The organism is Neisseria benedictiae, from assembly GCF_958267435.1.
GTDB classification, from domain to species: Bacteria; Pseudomonadota; Gammaproteobacteria; order Burkholderiales; family Neisseriaceae; genus Neisseria; species Neisseria bergeri.
Genome location: NZ_CATQFV010000025.1, coordinates 1 through 20,966 on the forward strand (window position 1 = coordinate 1; position 20,966 = coordinate 20,966).

Annotated in this window: 15 protein-coding genes, 2 tRNA genes and 1 pseudogene; 9 read left to right on the forward strand and 9 right to left on the reverse strand. The window is 51.9% G+C overall.

Features of this window, described 5'->3' with window-relative positions:
• Positions 1-218: 218 nt before the first annotated feature.
• From ppx to Q3O12_RS01655, 3 genes are all read right to left on the reverse strand, one after another.
• Positions 219-1,727 carry an exopolyphosphatase gene (ppx, locus tag Q3O12_RS01645; protein WP_301669023.1) on the reverse strand — a complete coding sequence of 503 codons (1,509 nt, stop codon included), beginning with the start codon at positions 1,725-1,727 and terminating at the stop codon, positions 219-221.
• 161 nt (positions 1,728-1,888) lie between these two features.
• The gene (locus Q3O12_RS01650) at positions 1,889-3,556 is read right to left on the reverse strand and encodes a surface lipoprotein assembly modifier (protein ID WP_301669025.1); all 1,668 of its coding nucleotides are present in this window, start codon (positions 3,554-3,556) and stop codon (positions 1,889-1,891) included.
• 113 nt (positions 3,557-3,669) lie between these two features.
• Positions 3,670-4,731, reverse strand: coding sequence for a factor H binding protein domain-containing protein (locus Q3O12_RS01655; protein ID WP_301669027.1), 1,062 nt, complete (start codon positions 4,729-4,731; stop codon positions 3,670-3,672).
• Between the two features lie 157 nt (positions 4,732-4,888).
• Here Q3O12_RS01655 and Q3O12_RS01660 point away from each other — a divergent pair, with 157 nt between their 5' ends.
• The 5 genes from Q3O12_RS01660 (at position 4,889) to Q3O12_RS01680 (ending at position 9,555) form a co-directional block, all read left to right on the forward strand.
• Positions 4,889-5,257, forward strand: coding sequence for a transcriptional regulator (locus tag Q3O12_RS01660; protein WP_301669029.1), 369 nt, complete (start codon positions 4,889-4,891; stop codon positions 5,255-5,257).
• A 205-nt stretch (positions 5,258-5,462) separates the two neighbouring features.
• Positions 5,463-6,086: a lytic transglycosylase domain-containing protein gene (locus Q3O12_RS01665; RefSeq protein WP_301669108.1), complete on the forward strand. Its 624-nt coding sequence runs from the start codon at positions 5,463-5,465 to the stop codon at positions 6,084-6,086.
• Between the two features lie 110 nt (positions 6,087-6,196).
• A complete protein-coding gene (locus Q3O12_RS01670) occupies positions 6,197-7,579 on the forward strand; it encodes an MFS transporter (RefSeq protein ID WP_301669110.1) in 1,383 nt (460 codons plus the stop codon).
• Between the two features lie 3 nt (positions 7,580-7,582).
• A complete protein-coding gene (locus Q3O12_RS01675) occupies positions 7,583-8,107 on the forward strand; it encodes a single-stranded DNA-binding protein (protein WP_301669030.1) in 525 nt (174 codons plus the stop codon).
• A 524-nt stretch (positions 8,108-8,631) separates the two neighbouring features.
• Complete coding sequence (locus Q3O12_RS01680) at positions 8,632-9,555, forward strand: DMT family transporter (RefSeq protein ID WP_301669032.1); 924 nt, start codon at positions 8,632-8,634, stop codon at positions 9,553-9,555.
• Between the two features lie 65 nt (positions 9,556-9,620).
• Here Q3O12_RS01680 and fumC read toward each other — a convergent pair whose 3' ends face one another.
• Positions 9,621-11,009 (reverse strand): class II fumarate hydratase, encoded by a 1,389-nt coding sequence (fumC, locus tag Q3O12_RS01685; RefSeq protein ID WP_301669033.1) that lies wholly within the window; start codon positions 11,007-11,009, stop codon positions 9,621-9,623.
• A 143-nt stretch (positions 11,010-11,152) separates the two neighbouring features.
• Positions 11,153-13,132 (reverse strand): transketolase, encoded by a 1,980-nt coding sequence (gene tkt, locus Q3O12_RS01690; RefSeq protein ID WP_301669034.1) that lies wholly within the window; start codon positions 13,130-13,132, stop codon positions 11,153-11,155.
• Positions 13,133-13,687: 555 nt separating this feature from the next.
• Here tkt and ccoG point away from each other — a divergent pair.
• Positions 13,688-15,184, forward strand: a complete 1,497-nt coding sequence (gene ccoG, locus Q3O12_RS01695; RefSeq protein WP_301669036.1) for a cytochrome c oxidase accessory protein CcoG — start codon at positions 13,688-13,690, stop codon at positions 15,182-15,184.
• A 2-nt stretch (positions 15,185-15,186) separates the two neighbouring features.
• The gene (locus Q3O12_RS01700; protein WP_301669038.1) at positions 15,187-15,735 is read left to right on the forward strand and encodes a FixH family protein; all 549 of its coding nucleotides are present in this window, start codon (positions 15,187-15,189) and stop codon (positions 15,733-15,735) included.
• A gap of 343 nt (positions 15,736-16,078) precedes the next feature.
• Here the strand turns inward: Q3O12_RS01700 and Q3O12_RS01705 are convergent, their stop codons facing one another.
• Positions 16,079-17,254, reverse strand: coding sequence for an NAD(P)H-dependent flavin oxidoreductase (locus Q3O12_RS01705; RefSeq protein ID WP_013448810.1), 1,176 nt, complete (start codon positions 17,252-17,254; stop codon positions 16,079-16,081).
• A 129-nt stretch (positions 17,255-17,383) separates the two neighbouring features.
• Here Q3O12_RS01705 and Q3O12_RS01710 point away from each other — a divergent pair.
• Positions 17,384-17,530: pseudogene (locus Q3O12_RS01710) on the forward strand (IS5/IS1182 family transposase); the annotation flags it as partial.
• 283 nt (positions 17,531-17,813) lie between these two features.
• On the opposite strand, the gene Q3O12_RS01715 reads toward Q3O12_RS01710, so the two are convergent.
• Both Q3O12_RS01715 and Q3O12_RS01720 read right to left on the reverse strand, forming a co-directional pair.
• Positions 17,814-17,888: transfer RNA gene (locus Q3O12_RS01715), tRNA-Glu, on the reverse strand.
• A gap of 17 nt (positions 17,889-17,905) precedes the next feature.
• Positions 17,906-17,982, reverse strand: a tRNA-Arg gene (locus Q3O12_RS01720).
• Positions 17,983-18,099: 117 nt separating this feature from the next.
• Between Q3O12_RS01720 and Q3O12_RS01725 the strand changes: the two genes are divergently transcribed.
• Positions 18,100-19,485 carry a 3'-5' exonuclease gene (locus tag Q3O12_RS01725; RefSeq protein ID WP_301669039.1) on the forward strand — a complete coding sequence of 462 codons (1,386 nt, stop codon included), beginning with the start codon at positions 18,100-18,102 and terminating at the stop codon, positions 19,483-19,485.
• A 210-nt stretch (positions 19,486-19,695) separates the two neighbouring features.
• On the opposite strand, the gene Q3O12_RS01730 is transcribed toward Q3O12_RS01725, so the two are convergent.
• Complete coding sequence (locus Q3O12_RS01730; protein WP_301669040.1) at positions 19,696-20,475, reverse strand: ferredoxin--NADP reductase; 780 nt, start codon at positions 20,473-20,475, stop codon at positions 19,696-19,698.
• Between the last annotated feature and the right edge of the window lie 491 nt (positions 20,476-20,966).

Sequence of the window (20,966 nt, forward strand, 5' to 3'; positions counted from 1 at the left end):
ATAACCAATGAAAACAACAAGATAATAAATTTACAATTTATTTTGTTTGAATAATCAAGAAACATCTTTCTTGTTTGGTCATATAGTTCTTTTGCTTTATTAAGCAGGTTTTTGCTTGGAGTGGCAAATCGGCCAGATACAAGGCAGTCGGTTTTTTGGGTGTTGCGGATAGGCAAATGCCGTCTGAATCCTGTTCAGACGGCATTTGCCCCGCAAGGTCAGACGGCTTCAACTTTAAACGGCATATTGACTTTTTGCCATTGGACGCTTTCATATTCCAATGCGTCGGCAATCAGGGGGTGGTGTTCCAGCCATTCCCTGTCAATACGCAGGATGAAGCCGTGGCTTTCCGTATCCGTGCGCAACTGCATATTTTTCGGGAAAGACAGGTCTTGGCGCGAACGGCAGAACAAGGCGGCAAGGCGCAGCGACAAAACGGCGTACCACAACATTTCGTTGCCGCCGATAATGCCGCCCATTTTTTTCATATCGCCGCGATGACCGATGACCAGTTGGGCGAGTATGGTTTGTTCCTTGCGTGAAAAGCCCGGCATATCGGCGTTTTCGAGGATGTAGGCGGAATGTTTGTGATATCCCGTGTGGGCGATGTCTAAACCGATTTCGTGCAGCGCGGCGGCACGTCCGAGATACTGTTGCCACAAGGCAAGTTCTTGAACCGTAACGTTTTTAGCGTGGCAGAGGCTGTCCATAAAGGTTTGCGCGGTCTCGGCGGTGCGTTTCGCCTGATTGAGGCTGACGTGGTAGCGGTGTTGGAACTCGGCAACCGTTTGTCCGCGCATATCTTCGTTTAAACCGCGCCCGATCAAATCGTAAAACACGCCGTCGCGCAGGGCGGCTTCGGTTACGGTCATCCTGTCGAGTTTCATTTCCTCAAACGCCGCCATCATCACGGCAAGCCCGCCGGCAAAAACTTCGATGCGTTCCGGTTTCAGGTTTTCAAATTTGGCTTTTTTGACCGAACCGGCTTCGATGATGCGTTCGGCGAGGGCGCGCATACCTTTGTAGGTAATGTCCGCCTCTTGGGGCATTTCGGCGGCAAGCACATCACGGATGGATTTTGCCGAACCCGATGTGCCGACGGCGAAATCCCAACCTTCGCGCCTCATATTTTTGCTGATGCGCTGGATTTCGTTGCGGGCGGCGGAAATGGCGGCTTGGAAGTCTTTGGCGGTGATTTTGTTTTGGAAGAAGCGCAGGCTGTAGGTAACGCAGCCCAAGGGCAGGCTTTCGGTAATGTCGGGATTCAGCGTCGAACCGATGACAAATTCTGTCGAACCGCCGCCGATGTCGATAACCAGCATCTTGCCGCCGCCGGGGGGGAGGGTGTGAATCACGCCGGTATAAATCAGCCGCGCCTCTTCGCGTCCGGCGATGATTTCGATGGGGAAACCCAGTGCCGCTTCGGCCTTGGGAAGGAAATCTGCGATGTTTTTGGCGACGCGGAATGTATTGGTTGCCACGGCGCGCACCTGCTCGGGACGGAAGCCGCGCAGGCGTTCGCCGAATTTTGCCAAGCAGTCCAAAGCCTGTTCTTGGGAGGCGGCACTCAGGTTTTTCTGTTCGTCCAGACCGGCGGCAAAACGGACCATCTGTTTGAACGAATCGATGACTTTCAACTGTCCGTTGTTGTTTTCGCAAATCTGGAGGCGGAAACTGTTGGAACCCAAATCGACGGAGGCAAGGACGTTTGCGGGATTGGTGGTCATGGCGGATACCGGTGGGGAAAAACGCAATGTTACTCTGACGGCGCGGGCGTTGACAATAAATGATGCGGCTGTTTTTGATTCTGTTCACGGATGTTGTCGACGGTATGTTTCCGACAGCAAAAAATGCCGTCTGAAAAACGTTCAGACGGCATTTTTTGCGCTTATTTGAAATCCTTTTCCACGCTCATGAAAATCTGCATGTTTTTGCGTGTGTAAAAACTTTTCATATTGCTGTCGATTTTCAGATAGCGGAAATTGAGTTGCGGCGTAAATCCCTTCCAAGAGATTTTGTCGTGCCACAACGACAGGTTTGCCTGATATTCGTGGTCTTTGCGCGGGAAGCGGTACACAATTGTTCCGGGCGCATCAAAAGTCCTGCGGGTATAGCGCAGGTTTGCCCGCAGACCCAAGCCGCCATTGAACGTTTTGACCGCGCCGACACGCAAACCCTTGCGGACGGAAGCTTGTTCCGCCTCTTTCGTTATGTCGTGCGACCAGTCCGCACCGCCGTAAAGCAGCCAGTCTTTCGGCGCGGAATACATCAGCGTCGCGCCCGCCAGCGGCATATGGCTGTCGTATCGGGCGGCGGTGCGGTCTTCCTGATAACGCTTCCACATATTGCCCGCGTTCAGCGTCAACCGCCAGCGTTCGCTCAAGCGTCGGGAGAAATCGGCATTGAAGCCGCCGACGAAATTGTATCGGCTGCCGCCTAAGAGGTTTTGCTCGACAAACGGCACGATGCCGAACGAGCGCGTTACCGAACGGTTTTTATAGCCGAACGACAGGCGCAGGCTCTGTTCGCTGAAATCTTTGTTATCCCAATAATGCACGCCGCCGCCGCTGATGCCGCCGTAGAGGAAATGATGCCCGCCCGCATTGATTTCGCGCGACACGCCCAAGTCGTAGCGGATGCCATGCGCCTTTTGCGGCAGGCTGTCGGCAGTTTTTGTCCAGCTTTTGCCCGCAAATTCAATCGTTTTTTCGGACGAAGCGTTGTTCACATTGTCCGTTTGCTCGTATTGCAGCGACACATCGGGCTTCCAGCCTTGAGCCTTGTCTATGGCGGCAAGATAGCGGTCGGCAAGCTGCTGCATCGGCGGCTGCAAATCGGGTTTTGCTCGCTCCAATTCCGCCTTCGCCTCGCGGTACTGTTTGTTTTCAAACAGCATTACACCCAAATCGAAACGCGGATACGCCAAATCGGGCTGTTGCGCCAAAATGCCGCGATACAAAGCCACCGCCTCGTCATGGCGCAACTGGCTGCGGCGCAAACCGCCCAGCGCGTAATCGTGCAGAACCGGATTGAAATCCGGCAGGGCGCGATAGCTTGCCAGCAGCGTTTGCAGCGTGTCCCAATCATGGGCGACGACGGCGCGGTTGATCTGCTCTTCCAAACCCGCAAGAGAGGCATTGCCGTCTGAAACGGCTTCGGCGGCTTCCCCGGCTGCAAGGGTTTCAGACGGCACGGACGCACCCGTACCGAAAGCCGCCTCGTTGGAAAACTTCTTATGTGTTGCCACAGGCTTGATTTCGGTCTCTTCTGCCTTGCCGACAGACGCAACAACAGGCGCGGCAGCCCGCTTCGGCGCGGCACGCTGCAACAGGCGGAAGGCATTGTCGATCTGTTCGTCAAAAGATGGGGCATAGGAAGCAAGCGGCAGAACCGGAATTTCCGTTTCGTCAGCCCTTTCAAGCCTTTCGGCAGGCGCTATCCTATCGTCGAACTTGCCGTCCACGAACACCTGCTTCGACACGGGTATAGGTAAGACGGGCGTTTCGGAAACGGCCGCCGTCGGCACGGACAAAAGAAGCAAAGCAAATTTTTTCATAAGTCAAACAGTTTCAGGGCAAGGGACCGGACGGGCAAACCGCGCAGTCAAATGGTCGAAATGCCGTCTGAAAGACCGTTTCCGGTTTCAGACGGCATTTGTATCAGGCGGGATTAACGGGAGCCGGCAAAGCCGATTTTGTCATTTTTGCTATCACCAACAGTTCCGACGATTTCTTCGGCATTAGCACCGAAGAAGCCGAGCGCGTAATTACCTTTATTAGAAGAGCCTTGAATACCGTAGCCTTGAAGGTGGCTTCCATCAATTTCGTTATTATGATCGATATTGGTTATGTTGCCCTTGTTCAAGACGACTTTTTCACCCAAGCCGGTAATGTTGCCCTCACCCGTTCTTTCCTTGAAATCGACGGAGTAGCTCAATACGCCTTGATTTTGTCCGTCAAATGCAGCACCGGAATAAGTCGCTTTACCGGCTGTGGGTAAAACTTCAGTCGGTGTACCTTTGATGGTCAGATAATCTTCATCACGGATAGCCTCAGTTTTATTCACTCTATCTCCTTGAATTGAGTAGGAAGTCGGTTTAACGCCGGCAATCAGAGAATAATTCTGACGGTAGATATGGGACTCGCCTCTGCGGGTCAGTGTATAAGTTTTACCCTCTGCACGTACCTGTGCAGATTCTGTATGTGCAGCGCGGGTCAGCGTTTTCAAAGGTGCTTTAGACAAATCAAGAGAGCCGCTGTTGGCATTTTGACCCAGAGTGCTGACTTGGTAAGTCAAAACAGTTGCATCATCCACACCGTATTCTGCAGCCAACTTACGCACATCTCCTTCAGCCTCACGTTTCAATCCACTGACGCTGACTGAAAAATTAGGTGTGTCGTTTGTCAGTGTAAACGGAGGAGGATTGTTGGCGGCAGTGTTACCGCTATCGGCGGTGTTACCGCTATCGGCAGAGTTGCCGCTATTGGCAGAGTTGCCGCTATTGGCAGAGTTGCCGCTATTGGCAGAGTTACCGCTATTGGCAGAGTTACCGCTATTGGCAGAGTTGCCATTGTTGGCAGCAGCATTGCCGTTATTTGTTTGGTTGCTGTTGGACGGATTGGTAACAGTCGGGTTAGTGTTGGGCAGGGTGCTGCTGGGAGGTTTGCTGCCGCAAGCTGCCAGGCTCAAGGTAATCATGCTCAATGCGAAAACTTTGTTCAAAGTCATCATAAGTCCCCAAAATTTCAGAAAATAAGTAAATAAGTTTATGGTTGTGTAAACCGCTTCCCATCATACCCATATTTACTTTTACTGACAACCAAATTGTTAATGCTATCAATTATTTTGTTTAAAAAAGGTAATAGTCGGCTATTCATAATCCGCCATTATGCATACCGAACAAGATAAAACCGATTTCAGCGAACGTTTGAAAACAGCAATACGCCTCGCGGGTTTGGACGAGCTGTCCAATGCCAGCCTCGCCAACCGCTTCAACCTGCGCCATCCCAATCAGCCTGTCAGTACGCAGGCGTTCCACCATTGGCTGGTCGGCAGGTCGATTCCGACTCCGGATAAAATCGAGACGCTGGCAAAATGGCTGGATACTAGCGCGGAATGGCTGCGCCACGGCAGGCTCTCCGGCACGGAAGGTGCGGTTTCGCCGCAGGAAGCACTGCTGTTGAAATATTTCCGCCTGCTGCCGCCCGAAAAGCGTGATGCGCTGATGGTGCTGCTGCACAATCTGGACGACAGATAGCCGGTGAAAACGGGAAATGCCCGGGCGGTGTTGCCTGTGCCTGTTTGGACAAGCGTTCTTGAGAGCGGTAAAATCGAGATTTGCCTGAAAAGGGCAGGGCGATATGCCGTGTTTGGATTTTGTGCGCGGTTTTTCGCATTGAAAGCAATTATGTCTGTTTGAATATTTAATGCCGTCTGAAACGTCCGGACGCGCCCCATTCCCTATGAACAAAACGACCGATAATTTATCCGTCAACACGTACCGACGCCGCCTGTTGTGTGCCGCTGGTGCGTTGTTGCTCAGCCCGCTGGCACAAGCCGGCGCGCAACGTGAAGAAACGCTTGCCGACGATGTGGCTTCCGTGATGAGGAGTTCCGTCGGCAGCATAAATCCGCCGAGGCTGGTGTTTGACGATCCGAAAGAGGGCGAGCGTTGGTTGTCTGCCATGTCGGCACGTTTGGCAAGGTTTGTCCCCGATGAGGAGGAGCGGCGCAGGCTGCTGGTCAATATCCAGTATGAAAGCAGTCGGGCCGGTTTGGATACGCAGATTGTGTTGGGGCTGATTGAGGTGGAAAGCGCGTTCCGCCAGTATGCGATCAGCGGTGTCGGCGCGCGCGGTCTGATGCAGGTTATGCCATTTTGGAAAAACTACATCGGCAAACCGGCGCACAACCTGTTCGACATCCGCACCAACCTGCGTTACGGCTGCACGATTCTGCGCCATTACCAGAACCTTGAAAAAGGCAACATCGTCCGTGCACTTGCCCGTTTTAACGGCAGCTTGGGCAGCAATAAGTATCCGAATGCCGTTTTGGGCGCGTGGCGCAACCGCTGGCAGTGGCACTGATTTTGAACCCGCGCCGCAACCGAAATACGGCGAATCCTGTATAATCCGAAAATCTGTTCACTGGAAGTTCAGACGGCATTGCAACTGTTGATGCCGTCTGAAAAAATATGATGGCAAGAGATAACCGCATCCAAATGTTTCCGCACGAATGGCGCGCCAGTACGACGCTTTCCGGCGTGTACGCGCTGCGTATGCTGGGTATGTTCCTCGTGCTGCCCGTATTGGCGGTGTACGCCGCCTCGCTGCCCGGCGCGGAAGGCAACAAAACGCTGGTCGGGCTGGCAATGGGCATTTACGGGCTGACGCAGGCTCTGCTGCAACTGCCTTTGGGCATCGCTTCCGACAAGTTCGGACGCAAGAAAACCATTTATGCGGGGCTGGTCGTCTTTGCAGCGGGCAGCTTCCTTGCCGCCGCCGCCGATACATTGCCCTTATTGGTTGCCGCCCGTGCTATACAGGGTGCGGGAGCGGTCAGTGCGGCGGTTACCGCGCTGCTGGCGGATTTGACGCGCGACGGCGTGCGTACCCGCGCAATGGCGATGATCGGTTTGAGTATCGGTCTGACGTTTTCGGTCAGCCTCGTCGTTGCCCCTGTGATTGCCGACGCGGTGGGCGTACGCGGCTTGTTCCTGCTGACCGGTATTTTGACCGTTATCAGCATCGGCGTGGTGGCGTGGATGACTCCCGATCCCGAAGTTTCCAAGCTGCATGAGGACACGCAGGCGCAGCCTTCGCGCATAGGCGAAGTTTTGAAAAACCGCCGGCTGCTGACGCTCGATTTCGGCATTTTCGCCCTGCATGCCGCACAAATGGCATTGTTTACCGCGCTGCCTTTCGCGATGACTCAGCTCGGTTTGGAAAAAATACAGCATTGGAAAGTATATCTTCCTTCTACCGTTGCCGGTTTGGTGATAATGGTTCCGCTGATTATCGTCGGCGAGACGCGCAACAAGCTCAAACAGGTTTTTGTTTTGGGCATCGTCTGCATCGCGGCGGCGCAGCTCGGTTTGCTGTCCGGTATGCGCTCGGTAGGCTTGATTACCGCTTATTTGGTTGTTTACTTTATCGGTTTTAATGTGTTGGAAGCGAGCCTGCCGTCTATGGTTTCCAAAATCGCGCCGTCCGACCTGAAGGGTACGGCGATGGGTGTGTACAACACGATGCAGTCGCTCGGACTGTTTGCCGGCGGCGCGGCAGGCGGCTTGCTGTTTCAAAAATACGGCTTTTCCGGCGTGTTTGCCTTTTGCAGCATATTGATGCTGCTGTGGCTGGTAATTGCCGTTTTATCGCCCGCGCCCAAGCCCGTCAAAAACCTCAGTTACCCTGTCGGCGGCGTATGGCAGGGCAATCGAGACGGTTTGCAACGCGCCTTGTCGCAACTCGAAGGCGTGGAAGACATCGGTTTCAGTTTCGACAGGCAGACCGTCTATCTCAAAGTGTTGCAGAAGGGTTTCGATCAGGCTGCCGCTGAAAAAATCATCACAGGAGTTTAAAAAATGTCATTGAACAAAGTCATCCTCATCGGCCGCCTCGGACGCGATCCCGAAGTGCGCTATATGCCCAACGGCGAGGCGGTTTGTAATTTCAGCGTCGCCACCAGCGAAACTTGGAACGACCGCAACGGCCAACGTGTAGAGCGTACTGAGTGGCACAACATCACGATGTACCGCAAATTGGCGGAAATTGCCGGCCAATACCTCAAAAAAGGCGGGCTGGTTTATCTGGAAGGCAGAATCCAAAGCCGCAAATACCAAGGTAAAGACGGTATCGAACGTACTGCCTATGATATTGTCGCCAACGAAATGAAAATGCTTGGCAGTCGAAATGAAAACAGCGGCGGCGTGCCTTACGAGGAAGGTTACGGTCAGAGTCAGGAGGCTTACCAACGCCCCGCGCAGCAAAGCCGGCAGCCCGCTCCCGACGCGCCGTCCCATCCCCAAGAAGCACCAGCCGCGCCGCGCCGCCAACCCGTGCCGGCCGCCGCCCCGGTCGAGGACATTGACGACGACATCCCGTTCTGAATTTTACGGCAGCACATCCTCGCGGAGGGAAATCATAAAGGATGGAGAAACCTTAAACCTTACGGGGCAGGGTTTCTCTTTTTTGCATTTGTGTCGGCTTGTTGCCGCCCCTTGCGTTGGGCGGAACGTTGCGATTGCGCCGTTCTGGCGTTTTGAGGCAGTGATACCTGCCGCACGCCCCCGCTGTTTTCAGACGGTATAGTGGATTAACAAAAATCAGGACAAGGCAACGAAGCCGCAGACAGTACAGATAGTACGGAACCGATTCACTTGGTGCTTCAGCACCTTAGAGAATCGTTCTCTTTGAGCTAAGGCGAGGCAACGCTGTACCGGTTTTTGTTAATCCACTATATTTTAAAATTCAGGCGGTGTTTCCAAATAGCGCGAAGCAATAGTCGGGCTTCAGCCGGTTTGTTTGAAATCAAAAGGTTGGAATCAAACGCCAAACGCTTGAACCATCATTGCCCGATGCGGCAAACCGGCATCGTCCGGCAATACGGTTGTTTAAAAATGGGGAAATCAGGATGGAAAACCAAAGGCCGCTCCTAGGCTTCGCGTTGGCACTTTTGGCGGCGATGACGTGGGGGACGCTGCCGATTGCCGTGCGGCAGGTATTGAAGTTTGTCGATGCGCCGACGCTGGTGTGGGTGCGTTTTACCGTGGCTGCGACGGTATTGTTTGTTTTGCTGGCATTGGGCGGGCGGCTGCCGAAGCGGCGGGATTTTTCTTGGCGGTCATTCAGGCTGCTGCTGCTCGGCGTGGCGGGCATTTCGGCAAACTTTGTGCTGATTGCCCAAGGGCTGCATTATATTTCGCCGACTACGACGCAGGTTTTGTGGCAGATTTCGCCGTTTACGATGATTGTTGTCGGCGTATTGGTGTTTAAAGACTGGATGACTGCCGCACAGAAAATCGGTTTGGTTTTGCTGCTTGTCGGTTTGCTTATGTTTTTTAACGACAAATTCGGCGAATTGTCGGGTTTGGGCGCGTATGCGAAGGGCGTGTTGCTGTGCGCGGCAGGCAGTATGGCCTGGGTGTGTTATGCCGTGGCGCAAAAGCTGCTGTCGGCGCAATTCGGCCCGCAACAGATTCTGCTGTTGATTTATGCGGCAAGCGCCGCCGTCTTCCTGCCGTTTGCCGAACCGGCACACATCGGAAGTTTGGACGGTACGTTGGCATGGGTTTGTTTTGTGTATTGCTGCTTGAATACGTTAATCGGTTACGGCTCGTTCGGCGAGGCGTTGAAACATTGGGAGGCTTCCAAAGTCAGCGTGGTAACAACCTTGCTCCCCGTGTTTACCGTAATATTTTCTTTGCTCGGGCATTATGTGATGCCTGATACTTTTGCCGCGCCGGATATGAACGGTTTGGGTTATGCCGGCGCACTCGTCGTGGTCGGGGGCGCGGTTACGGCGGCGGTGGGGGACAGGCTGTTCAAACGCCGCTAGTTTGCAGGCAACGGAAAATGCCGTCTGAACGAGGCTTCAGACGGCATTTTTATTTGAGGGAAGGATTAGCGCGGATGAACCATATCGGCGGGGACGACCAGCTCGTCAAACTCTTCGCCCGTCAGCAAGCCCAACCCAACGGCAGTTTCGCGCAACGATTTGTCGTTTTTGTAAGCGGTTTTGGCGACTTTGGCGGCGTTTTCGTAACCGATTTTGCGGTTTAACGCAGTAACCAGCATCAGGGAATGGTGCAGGAAATAGTCGATTTTTTCCGGCACAGGTTCAATGCCGACGGCGCAGTTTTCGTTGAAGCTGTTGCACGCATCGCCCAACAGGCGGATGGATTGCAAGAGGTTGTAGGCGATAACGGGCATATAGACGTTCAGCTCGAAATTGCCCGACGCGCCCGCCATACCGATGGTAACGTCGTTGCCGAACACTTGGCAGCACACCATGGTCATCGCTTCGCATTGGGTCGGGTTGACTTTGCCCGGCATGATGGACGAACCCGGTTCGTTTTCGGGGATTTTGATTTCGCCCAAGCCGCAGCGCGGGCCGCTTGCCAGCCAGCGGATGTCGTTAGCGATTTTGTTCAGGCTTGCCGCCAGCGTTTTCAGTGCGCCCGAAGCGGCAACGGCGGCATCGCGTCCGCCCAAGGCTTCAAATTTGTTCGGCGCGCTGACAAACGGCAGGCCGGACAATTCGGCGAGTTTGGCGGCGGCTTTTTCGGCGTATTCGGGATGGCTGTTCAAGCCCGTACCGACCGCCGTGCCGCCCAAGGCGAGTTCGTACAAACCTTTGAGCGCGTCGTTCAGACGGCCTAAGCCGTGGTCGAGCTGGGAAACGTAGCCGGAAAATTCTTGTCCCAAAGTCAGCGGCGTTGCGTCCTGCAAATGGGTGCGGCCGATTTTGACGATGGGGGCGAAGGCTTGGGCTTTTTTGTCCAATGTATCGCGCAAGGCTTTTACCGCCGGAATAAGGTGGCGGTTGATTTCAATCGCGGCGGCGACGTGGATGGCGGTCGGGAACGCGTCGTTGGTCGATTGCGCGTGGTTCACATGGTCGTTAGGATGGACGGGCCGGTACGCCGCGAAACCCGTACCGGCGATTTCGTTGGCGCGGTTCGCCAGCACTTCGTTCATGTTCATATTGGACTGCGTGCCGGAGCCGGTCTGCCAGACCACTAAGGGGAACTGCCCGTCGAGCTTGCCGTTCAACACGTCGTCCGCCGCCTGCGTAATCAAATCCGCCTGTTCGGGCTTAATCCTGCCGAGGGAAGCATTGGTGGCGGCGGCGGCTTTTTTCACTAACGCCAAAGCATAAATCAGCGGCTGCGGCAGGGTTTCGCCGCCGATTTTGAAATTGTTGCGGCTGCGCTGGGTCTGCGCGCCCCAATAGGCTTCGGACGGGACTTCGACATTGCCCATCGTGTCGTGTTCGGTGCGGGTGTTCATACGTTTCTCCTTTTGAAATGTGAATAAGAGTGATTCGCAAATATTATAATGGAGATTGGCGGAATGAGGAAGCGTCAAGGCGGGAGGGCAAAAAAATGCCGTCTGAAAAGCGTTCAGACGGCATTTGATGCGGCGGATGCGGTTTACAGCATGGATTTCACAGTATCAACCACATTGTCCACGGTAAAGCCGAATTCTTTGAACAGCAGATCGGCAGGGGCGGATTCGCCGAAGCGGTTGATGCCGACGACTGCGCCGTTCAGCCCGACATATTTGTACCAGCCGTCGGCGTGTCCGGCTTCTACGGCGATGCGCGGCAGGCCTTCGGGCAGGACGGCGGCTTGATAGGCGGCGTCTTGGCGGTCGAATACGTTGGTGGACGGCATGGACACGACGCGCACGGCGATGTTTTGCGCGGCGAGGGCTTTTTGCGCTTCCAGAGCCAACTCAACTTCAGAACCGGTGGCAATGATGACGGCTTGGGCGTTGCCTTGGGCTTCGCTGATAACGTAGCCGCCGCGTTTGATGTCGTTCAGTTGTTGTTCGTTGCGCACTTGGAATTTCAGGTTTTGGCGGCTGAAAATCAGGCAGGACGGATGGTCTTCGGCTTTTGCCGCTTCCGCCCAAGCGACCAAGGATTCGGCGGTGTCGCACGGCCGCCATACGTCCATGTGCGGAATCAGGCGCAGGGTGGCGGTTTGCTCGATGGGTTGGTGAGTCGGGCCGTCTTCGCCGAGACCGATGGAATCGTGGGTGAACACGAACACGGGGTTGATTTTCATCAGTGCCGCCATGCGTAAGGCGTTGCGTTCATATTCGCTGAACATCAGGAAGGTCGCGCCAAAGGGTTTTACGCCGCCGTGCAATACCAAGCCGTTCATAATCGCGCCCATACCGAACTCGCGCACGCCGTAGTGGATGTAGTTGCCGCCTTTGTCGCGGGTAACGGAGACGCTGTTTGACCAGTCGGTCAGGTTGGACGGGGTCAGGTCGGCAGAACCGCCCACCAGTTCAGGCAGCTCTTTAGCGAGGATTTCGATGCTGTTTTGGCTGGCTTTGCGGGTGGCGATGGTTTCGGCTTTGGCGCACACTTCTTTCAATGCCGTCAGAACGTACCCGTCAAAGTTTTCCGGCAGCTTTTTATCCATACGGCGCACAAATTCTGCGGCTTCGGCAGGATATTTGGCTTGGTATTGCGCGAACAGTTCGTTCCATTCCGCTTCCAGTTTCGCGCCTTGTTCTTTGGCATTCCACGCATCGTAAATTTCTTGCGGGATTTCAAACGCAGGATATGCCCAACCCAAATGTTTGCGCGTGGCTTCGATTTCGTCCGCACCCAAAGGCGCGCCGTGGGTTTTGTGGCTGCCTTCTTTGTTGGCACTGCCTTTGCCGATTAAGGTTTTGCAGCAGATGATGGACGGTTTGCCGGTTTCGGCGCGGGCGGCTTCGACAGCGGCTTGAATGGCGGCGGTGTCATGACCGTTTACGTTGGGAACGACGTGCCAGCCGTAGCTTTCAAAGCGTTGCGGGATGTTTTCAGTAAACCAGCCGTCCACTTTGCCGTCGATGGAAATATTGTTGTCATCATATAAAACAATCAGTTTGCCCAAACCCAAAGTGCCGGCGAGCGAGCAGGCTTCGTGCGATACGCCTTCCATCAGGCAGCCGTCGCCCATGAAGACGTAGGTGTAATGATCGACGATGTTCAAACCGTCTTTATTAAATTCGGCGGCAAGGATTTTTTCCGCCAATGCCATACCCACTGCGTTGGCAATCCCTTGCCCCAACGGGCCGGTCGTGGTTTCCACGCCGTCGGTGTAGCCGTATTCGGGGTGTCCGGGGGTTTTGCTGTGCAGTTGGCGGAAGTTTTTCAAGTCTTCAATGCTCAGGTTGTAGCCGGTCAGGTGCAGCAGGCTGTACAACAGCATGGACGCGTGGCCGTTGGAGAGGATGAAGCGGTCGCGGTTGTAGAATTTGGGGTTGGCGGGATTGTGATGCAGGAATTTCGTCCACAATACTTCTGCCATTTCCGCCATGCCCATAGGCGCGCCGGGGTGGCCGGAATTTGCTTTTTGAACGGCATCTGCGGAGAGGAAGCGGATTGCGTTTGCCAGTTGAGACATTTTGTATCTTCCTTGCTGGTGTTTTGGATAAGTGGATGGTCAGAAGGCGTTGATTATCGCCCGATTTGCATATGCTTTCAAGAAAAGGAGGAGCGGGCGGTACGGCTGTGCCGGAAGGATATATGCTCCGGGTATCGGGATATCGGTTTCAGCTTGGATGTGAAAGGTGTTTCTATACTTTTGAAAACAAAGTGTTACAAATTATTTATTAAATAAATAGTGTTTGTTTATGATGGGATATCGACGTTTTTTGCAGTCATTTGCCTATTTATTTCTTACCCGTTGTTTTTTAATTATATTCAAATAAGGAAGTTTTCAGCATATATGGCTTTGTCCGTGAAGGGGAGGTGCATTTGGGGCGGTATTGTTCGGATATTTATCTTTTTGCGTATCAATAAGTGCATAAAGTTGTACAATAGCAAGAGTGTATTTTGAGAAAAATATATTTTCTGGAAATATCAAAACGTAAAGACATCAAAAAAAGCAAAATGCCGTCTGAAAAGAAAACAGTAGCCATGACGGACAAACCATTAATCAAAAATCAAGGAACGTAGCATGACCACGGAAAATCAAGCCGGTAATCCGGAACCCGAGCACAGCCCGTCCGAAAAAACAAAAGCCGCACCGAAAGTGAAAAAAACGTTTGATCCGCGTGCCAGCGTGATTCAAATCCATCCCGAAGGCGAACGCATCCATCCGAAAAAAGCGGAAGGGCGGTTTGCCAAATTGCGTATCGCCGCAGTGTTGGCGACCCAGTTTGTGTTTTACGTCATTCCGTGGTTCAACTGGAGTGGCAGGCAGGCTGTCGTTTTCAATATCCCCGAACGGCATTTCTTCATTTTCGGATTGTCGTTGGGGATGGGCGATTTGATTTACCTTGCTCTGCTGCTGATGATTTGCGCCTTCGGGCTGTTTTGGTGGACGACGATTGCAGGGCGACTGTGGTGCGGCTATTCCTGCCCGCAAACGGTTTACACGGAAATCATGCTGTGGATCGACAACCTGGTCGAAGGCGATAGAAACAAACGCCTGAAACTGGAAAAATCGCCGTGGAATTTCACTAAAACCCGCATCAAAGCCACCAAATACCTGTTGATTTTCCTTGTCTGCGCGTGGACGGGCATCACGTTTGCAGGCTGGTTTGTCCCCATCCGCCAGTTCGTTCCCGATTTATTCACCGGAGTAGCAGGCGGCGGCGCGATGTTTGCCGCAGCGTTTTACGGCTTTATGACCTTCTTCTTCGCCCATATTATGCGCGAAAAAGTGTGCCTGCATATGTGTCCGTATGCACGTTTCCAAAGCGCGATGTTCGACAAGGACACGCTGATTGTTTCTTATGACGCGGAACGCGGCGAACCGCGCGGAGCCCGCAAGAAAACGGTCAACAAGGAAGAGGCGGGTTTGGGCGACTGCATCAACTGTGCGATGTGCGTCCAAGTCTGCCCTGTCGGCATCGACATCCGCAATGGTCTGCAATACCAATGTATCGGCTGCGCCGCCTGTATCGACGCGTGCGATGAGATTATGGACAAAATGGGCTATCCGCGCGGATTAATCCGTTATACGACCGAAAGCGCGCTGGAACACGAATATGCCGAAAAAGACATTAAAAAACGGCTGCTCAGACCACGCGTGGCAGGTTACGGCGCGGTGTTGGCAGTGGTTATTGCCGCCTTTTTGGTCGGTTTGTCCACGCGCAAAATGGTCGAAGTCGATATTTTGAAAGACCGTGGCGTAATGGTGCGCGAAAACGCCAAAGGCTGGCTGGAAAACGCATACAGCCTGCGTATCATCAACAACAGCGAAAAAGAACAGCTGATTACCGCAAGTGTCAAAGGATTTGACGAAATCGCCCTGACCGGGCTGCCTGAAGGCGGTATAAAAGTGGCTCCGCGCGAAACAGTAACCCTTCCTGTACAAGTGTCTACCATTCCGGAATACGCGGACAAAGGCAGTCATCCTATCGAGTTTATCTTCCAATACCGGGAAAGCGGTGCATCAGACGGCAAGCCGGTTGTTTTGGAAGAAGACGCAACCTTTATCGGAGAATAACCGTGTCTCAAAACAATCCAATCAAGCCTTGGTACAAACACGTCTGGCCGTGGGTCTTGATGGCGGGTCCGATTTTTGTCGTCATCGCCAGCGTCGCCATGTTTTTTGTCGCACAGCAGCACGCGACAGATTTGGTTACGGACGATTATTATAAGGACGGCAAGCATATCGACATCCAGCTTCATCGGGATGAAGAAGCCGTCAGACGGCATATCGGGGTACAGGTCCTCATTTCCCCCGATATGAATGCGGCAAAGGTATTCGTCAGCGGCGAATTTGACGGCAAACAGCCTTTGAACCTGCTGCTGATGCATCCGACCCGCAAGGTGGACGATCAAACCGTAAACCTTAAGCCTGTCGGTAGTGCGCAGAACGGCAGGGCGGAATATGAGGCGGTGTTCAAAACCCTTCCGCCGACCAACCACTGGTATGTGCGCGTGGAGGACGCGGCAGGCGTGTGGCGCGTGGAAAACAAATGGATTACCAGCCAAGGCAATGCGGTCGATCTGACCCCGATGGACAAACTTTTCAATAATGCCGGAAGCAAATAAAAAAGCCGTGTTTTCATTGCATTGGTTTGTTATATGCAATGTCGGGCAGGCATTGTTTGATTATTCGGCGTGATGGTCTGATTTATCGGACGAAAATAAATGTATCTCATCCCGTTTATTTTTTAACACCCATTCCGAAACGCAGCCTGAAAAATGCCGTCTGAAGGGCTTCAGACGGCATTTGTGTTGTATGCCCGACACAATGCGGAAGGCGTTTTGTTCACATAAAAACGTTTTTTATTTTTCTCCGTTTTTTCAACACTATTCCGGAACACAACCTGAAAAATGCCGTCTGAAAGCCCTTCAGAGGGCATTTTGTTTGCAAATCAAATCCTACCTGATGTCAGCGTCCGAGCGTTGCAACAGGTTCGCTCCCCGTCAGCAGATATTGTATCGTCTCGCGGACGGTGCGGATGGCATTGCCGAAGGGAAGAGGGTCTTTACCTCTGAAGAACAGGCCTTTATCTACTTCTCCACGGAATGCGGCGGCAAGCTGGATATCAATGCAGAATTGTCCGGCTTTGGAAAGCCCGTCGCGCAGGCCGCAACTGGTCAGGCAGTTTAAACCTTGGGTACAGCGGCGCGGGTCAGCTTTGGCGTTTGCCTGAAGTTTGCTTTCACGCTTGATGTAGCTGTCTAGGAATTTGGTGCGGACACCGCGCGCCGGCAAACCGGCAACAGACATAAATTCGACTACTTTTTCAGTTTCCGCACCGGCGAGCGTTTTTTTGAAGTTAAGGTGCGCATCTCCTTCTTCGGTAACGGCAAAAGCCGTACCGATTTGAACGGCGGAGGCTCCCCAGTTCTTTAGGGCGGTTTTGACTTTTTCAAAATTTGCCATGCCTCCCGCAAGAATAAGCGGGATTTTTTCGCTTTCCAGCCCTAAACTTTTGAAAACTTCAAACGTTTCCTCAATCACACGTTTGAAGTCGAATTTAGCATCGTTTACGCCTTCAACGGTTGATGCACCCAAATGTCCGGCCGCGTGGGCGGGATGTTCGACCACAATCGCATCGGGCAATATGCCTTTTTTCATCCAACGTTTCAAAACGATATTGATGCCGCGCGATTCGGACAGAATCGGCAGCAGCGCGACATCTTTATGATAGCCCTCGGTCATTTCCGGCAGGTCCAAAGGCAGACCTGCGCCCATCACGACCGCATCCGCCCCTGATTCGCAAGCCTGGCGGACATACGCGGCGTGGTCTTTGACCGCCTTCATCACGTTGACCGCAATCAGTCCTTTTCCCTCTGAAGCACTTTTGGCTTTTTGGATTTCCCTGTCTAATGCGGTACAGTTCAAAGACGTATATTTCTCTTCACTCGGATTGATTTGGGATTCGGCGAGCAGGTCTTCGTGAAGGTGGCGTAAATCCACACTGGCAATCGTTCCGATACCGTTTTCACGCGCCACCGCGCTAGATAAACCCGATGCGGAAACACCGACCCCCATACCGCCTTGCACGATGGGGATAAGGGATTTTCCACGAATAATCAAAGGGTCAAAAATATTCTGCATCAGTTTCTCCGAGTATACGAATCAGTCAGGCTCATGAAAAATGGTTCTAACTGTTTTAGAACCATTGCTCAAATTTGGTATTATACTCTAAATATTGCAGTGGTAAATAGAAAAGCAGAAGGAGCTTCGGGCATATTCTGTTACGCTTGTTTCAATCGGGAAAGAAAATATTATAGTGGATTAAATTTAAATCAGGACAAGGCGACGAAGCCGCAGACAGTACAAATAGTACGGCAAGGCGAGGCAACGCCGTACTGGTTTAAAGTTAATCCACTATAAATTTGATGATGGCATAAAAAAGTCCTAGTCAGTTGCTGTTAAAGGGGATTGTTAAGAAAAGTAATGCCACGTTGATGGGGTGCAATATATCAGGCGTTTCAATCGGGTAAAATGTTGGACGGACACCGCATTCGGTTATAGGGTATTGGTTTATAAGGTAAAGGTTTGAATATGATTCGATTGTGTCTGTGATTACGATGAAGGGGATAGGTAAAGATATGGTAACGAGTTGCCGAGGCAATAAAAAATCCCCGAGGGATAATCTCGGGGATTTGGAATTTGGCACGCCCACGGGGAATCGAACCCCGGTTACCGCCGTGAAAGGGCGATGTCCTAACCGCTAGACGATGGGCGCATATTGTATTTTCTTACTGGCGCACCCGGAGCGATTCGAACGCCCGACCCTCTGGTTCGTAGCCAGATACTCTATCCAACTGAGCTACGGGTGCGCTGCAAGAAAGATTTGAATTTTAGGGTAATCATCGGATTCTGTCAATTGTTTTGTTGGATGAAATGCCTTAAAAGTGTAAAATATCGGTTTGTTGTTTGAATTTAAAGAGAATAAAATGATTGTTGCTTCTCGCTGGCCCTTGCTGGAAAAGGTATTTTTACGGTTTGGAATGCCTGTTGCCGTGGTTGATTTGGAATCGACGGGCGGCAATCTGTATGAAGACAGGGTAACCGAAGTGGCTTTGGTCAAGTTTGAGCAGGGAAGGGTGGTGAGGCATGAGTGGCTGGTTAATCCTCAAAAACCGATTCCGCAGTTTGTGGCGGAGCTGACGGGGATTTCAGACGGCATGGTTGCCGATGCGCCTGTTTTTGCAGAGATTGCCGGCGAGTTGTTTTCGGTATTGAAGGGTTGTGTGCTGGTTGCACATAACAGCCGTTTTGACTATACGTTTTTAAAGCATGAGTTTCATCGTGCGGGTATCGGATTCTCATCGCCTGCTTTGTGCAGTGTGCAACTGTCCCGGTGTCTGTATCCGCAATTTTACAAGCACAGCCTGGACAGTATCATCGAAAGGTTGGGGATTGTTGTGGAAGACAGGCATCGTGCGATGGCGGATGTGTCGGCGTTGTGCGATTATTTGGAATACAGTCTGTCGGAACATGGGGTTGAGGCATGGATCAGGCAGTGTTTCCGTTTGATGAATCCGAAACCGCTGCCTGCCGCGCTGCCCGAACGGTTGAGGGAACAGCTGTACGGCTTGCCGGACGGTATGGGGGTGCTTGCCTGTTTCGACAGCGGAGGGAAAGTAAATTACATCGGTACGTTTGAACGGGCATATAGCGAGGTTGCGGCTTTGTTGGATTCCGGAAAAGCCCCGTTTGATTGGTGCAATACGGAGGAGGTTCGGTTTTTTCCCGCATTGGGCAGGCTGCATGTACATAAGGTTAAAGCGGAATTGGTCGGGCATTATGGGGCGGATTGTTACGTATCTGCCAAAAATCTGCTGAAAACATTTACGACGGTCAGGTTTGAAAAAGGTTTAGACGGCATCTTGAAGGCAAAAACCGTCGTATTGAAAAATGGTTTGACAGAACATCCGCCTACCGGACTGTTTGCCAATAAAAAGGCGGCGAGACGGGCTTTGTCGTCGTGGGCGGAAACATACGGATTGTGTCCTGTTGCAGCCGGTATCCTGCCGGACGGTTATGCAGAGGATGAGCCTTGTCCCGTATATGTTTCGGACAAATGCGATGAAGCGTGCGGCCGTTCTGACGAACAGGTTTTGGCGTTTGCACACAAGTTGCCTGTTTTGGATTGGGGGAAAATGCATGAGGTGGAAATTACCGAAACTGATCCTTTAACGGGGAAAAAAGTTGTTCTGCATGGAATGGGCGGTGCATTGGAAATGGATGACGGGCTTTGGTATTTCGATAAAGATTTACCGGATGTGTTTAAGGCGAAGTTTAAAACGGACAGGAAAAATATTAAGGAAATCGGTTAAATCGATACCGGTTGGTGAAAGCCGGTAAGTATGTAAACAGCCGTTCGTATTGATTGCCTAATCGGTTTGGGTTGGAATGTGTTGCCGTTTGCAGGTAATGTGTCCGAAGATGCCGTCTGAACTTTTTCAGACGGCATTTTTGCCGAGGCGGTTTTCGTGCCGTGTCGGTTTGCCCTTCCATCCGAAGGCATCGGACAAGCAGGGTGGTTTTTAGAAGCCGTTTTCCATCATGATTTGACCGGGAATGCGGTTGCGGTGCATGGCGTAACCCATGTCGAGCAGCGTTTGGAAAGTGTCTTTGACCATTTCCGGGTTGCCGCAAATCATAAACCGTGTGGATTCCGGGGTGAACTTGGTATGCAGTGCCTGTTCGATGCTGCCGTTTTTTAAGAGTTCGGGAATGCGTTTGCCGCCCAATCCGTCGGAATTGGCGGCACGGGTGGTAACAGGGACGAAACGGAACGAGTGTCCGTATTCGCCTACCAGGGGATGTTCGGACAATGCGGCGAGCCGGTCGTTGAAAATCAATTCTTCGGGAAAAGATACGGAATGTATCAGGTTGACGGTATCGAAACGCTGCCGGATTTCGGGTTGTTCGAGAATGGAAAGGAAGGGGGCGATGCCGGAGCCGGTGCAGAGCATCACCAAATCCTTGCCGTCGGGGAAGCGTTCGGGCAGGAGGAAGCCGGTGGCATTTTTATCGAGCAGGATGGTGTCGCCCTGTTGCATTTTGGCGAAACGGGCCGACATAGGGCCGTCTTGGATGAGTACGGCAAAATATTCGAGCGTGTCGGCATATTCTGCGGAAACGATGGAGTAGGCACGCCAAATAAAGCCTTCCCCTTCGTAGAAACCGAGTCGGGAGAACTGTCCGGCTTTAAAACGGTAGGATTTGGGACGGCTGATGGCGAAAGTGATGAGTTTCGGCGTGTGGTGTTTGACCCACAAAATCTTTTCTTCGGTGAATTTTGCTTCGGGCGAGGCTGCCATGTTGTTGTCCTTGAGTGTGTTTGTCGGGATTATAGCCAATTTGGGTGTTTTTTTTCTACCTTACTCTGCTGGATTTTATGAAAAAATTAGATTTGACCGTTTTTATAATCATACTTTTTGGAACACTACCGAAAATAGATTACCGCCTAGGCAGTAATGACGACGGATAGTTTTACAAAAGTTTCGGCCTACAGTTTATAGGTTTATAATAATAAAAATATCTATCAAAAGAATGTAATTTTTCTTTTTTTAAAAGTTGCATCTTGCCATTCTTGTAATCACATTTGTAATATTCAACATTTTTCAAATCTGAATCAAATAGATATTGAGGTAAAACATTCCCTTCTCTGTCTAGTTCTATTAATTCCTCAAAAACTATCTTACCTTTATAATAAAAAACAATTTTTTGGAAATCTGAATTGATTATATACAGTTTTACATAATCCCAATTAAAATTCGTTATATCACTAATTAAGAATTCTTTTTTATTA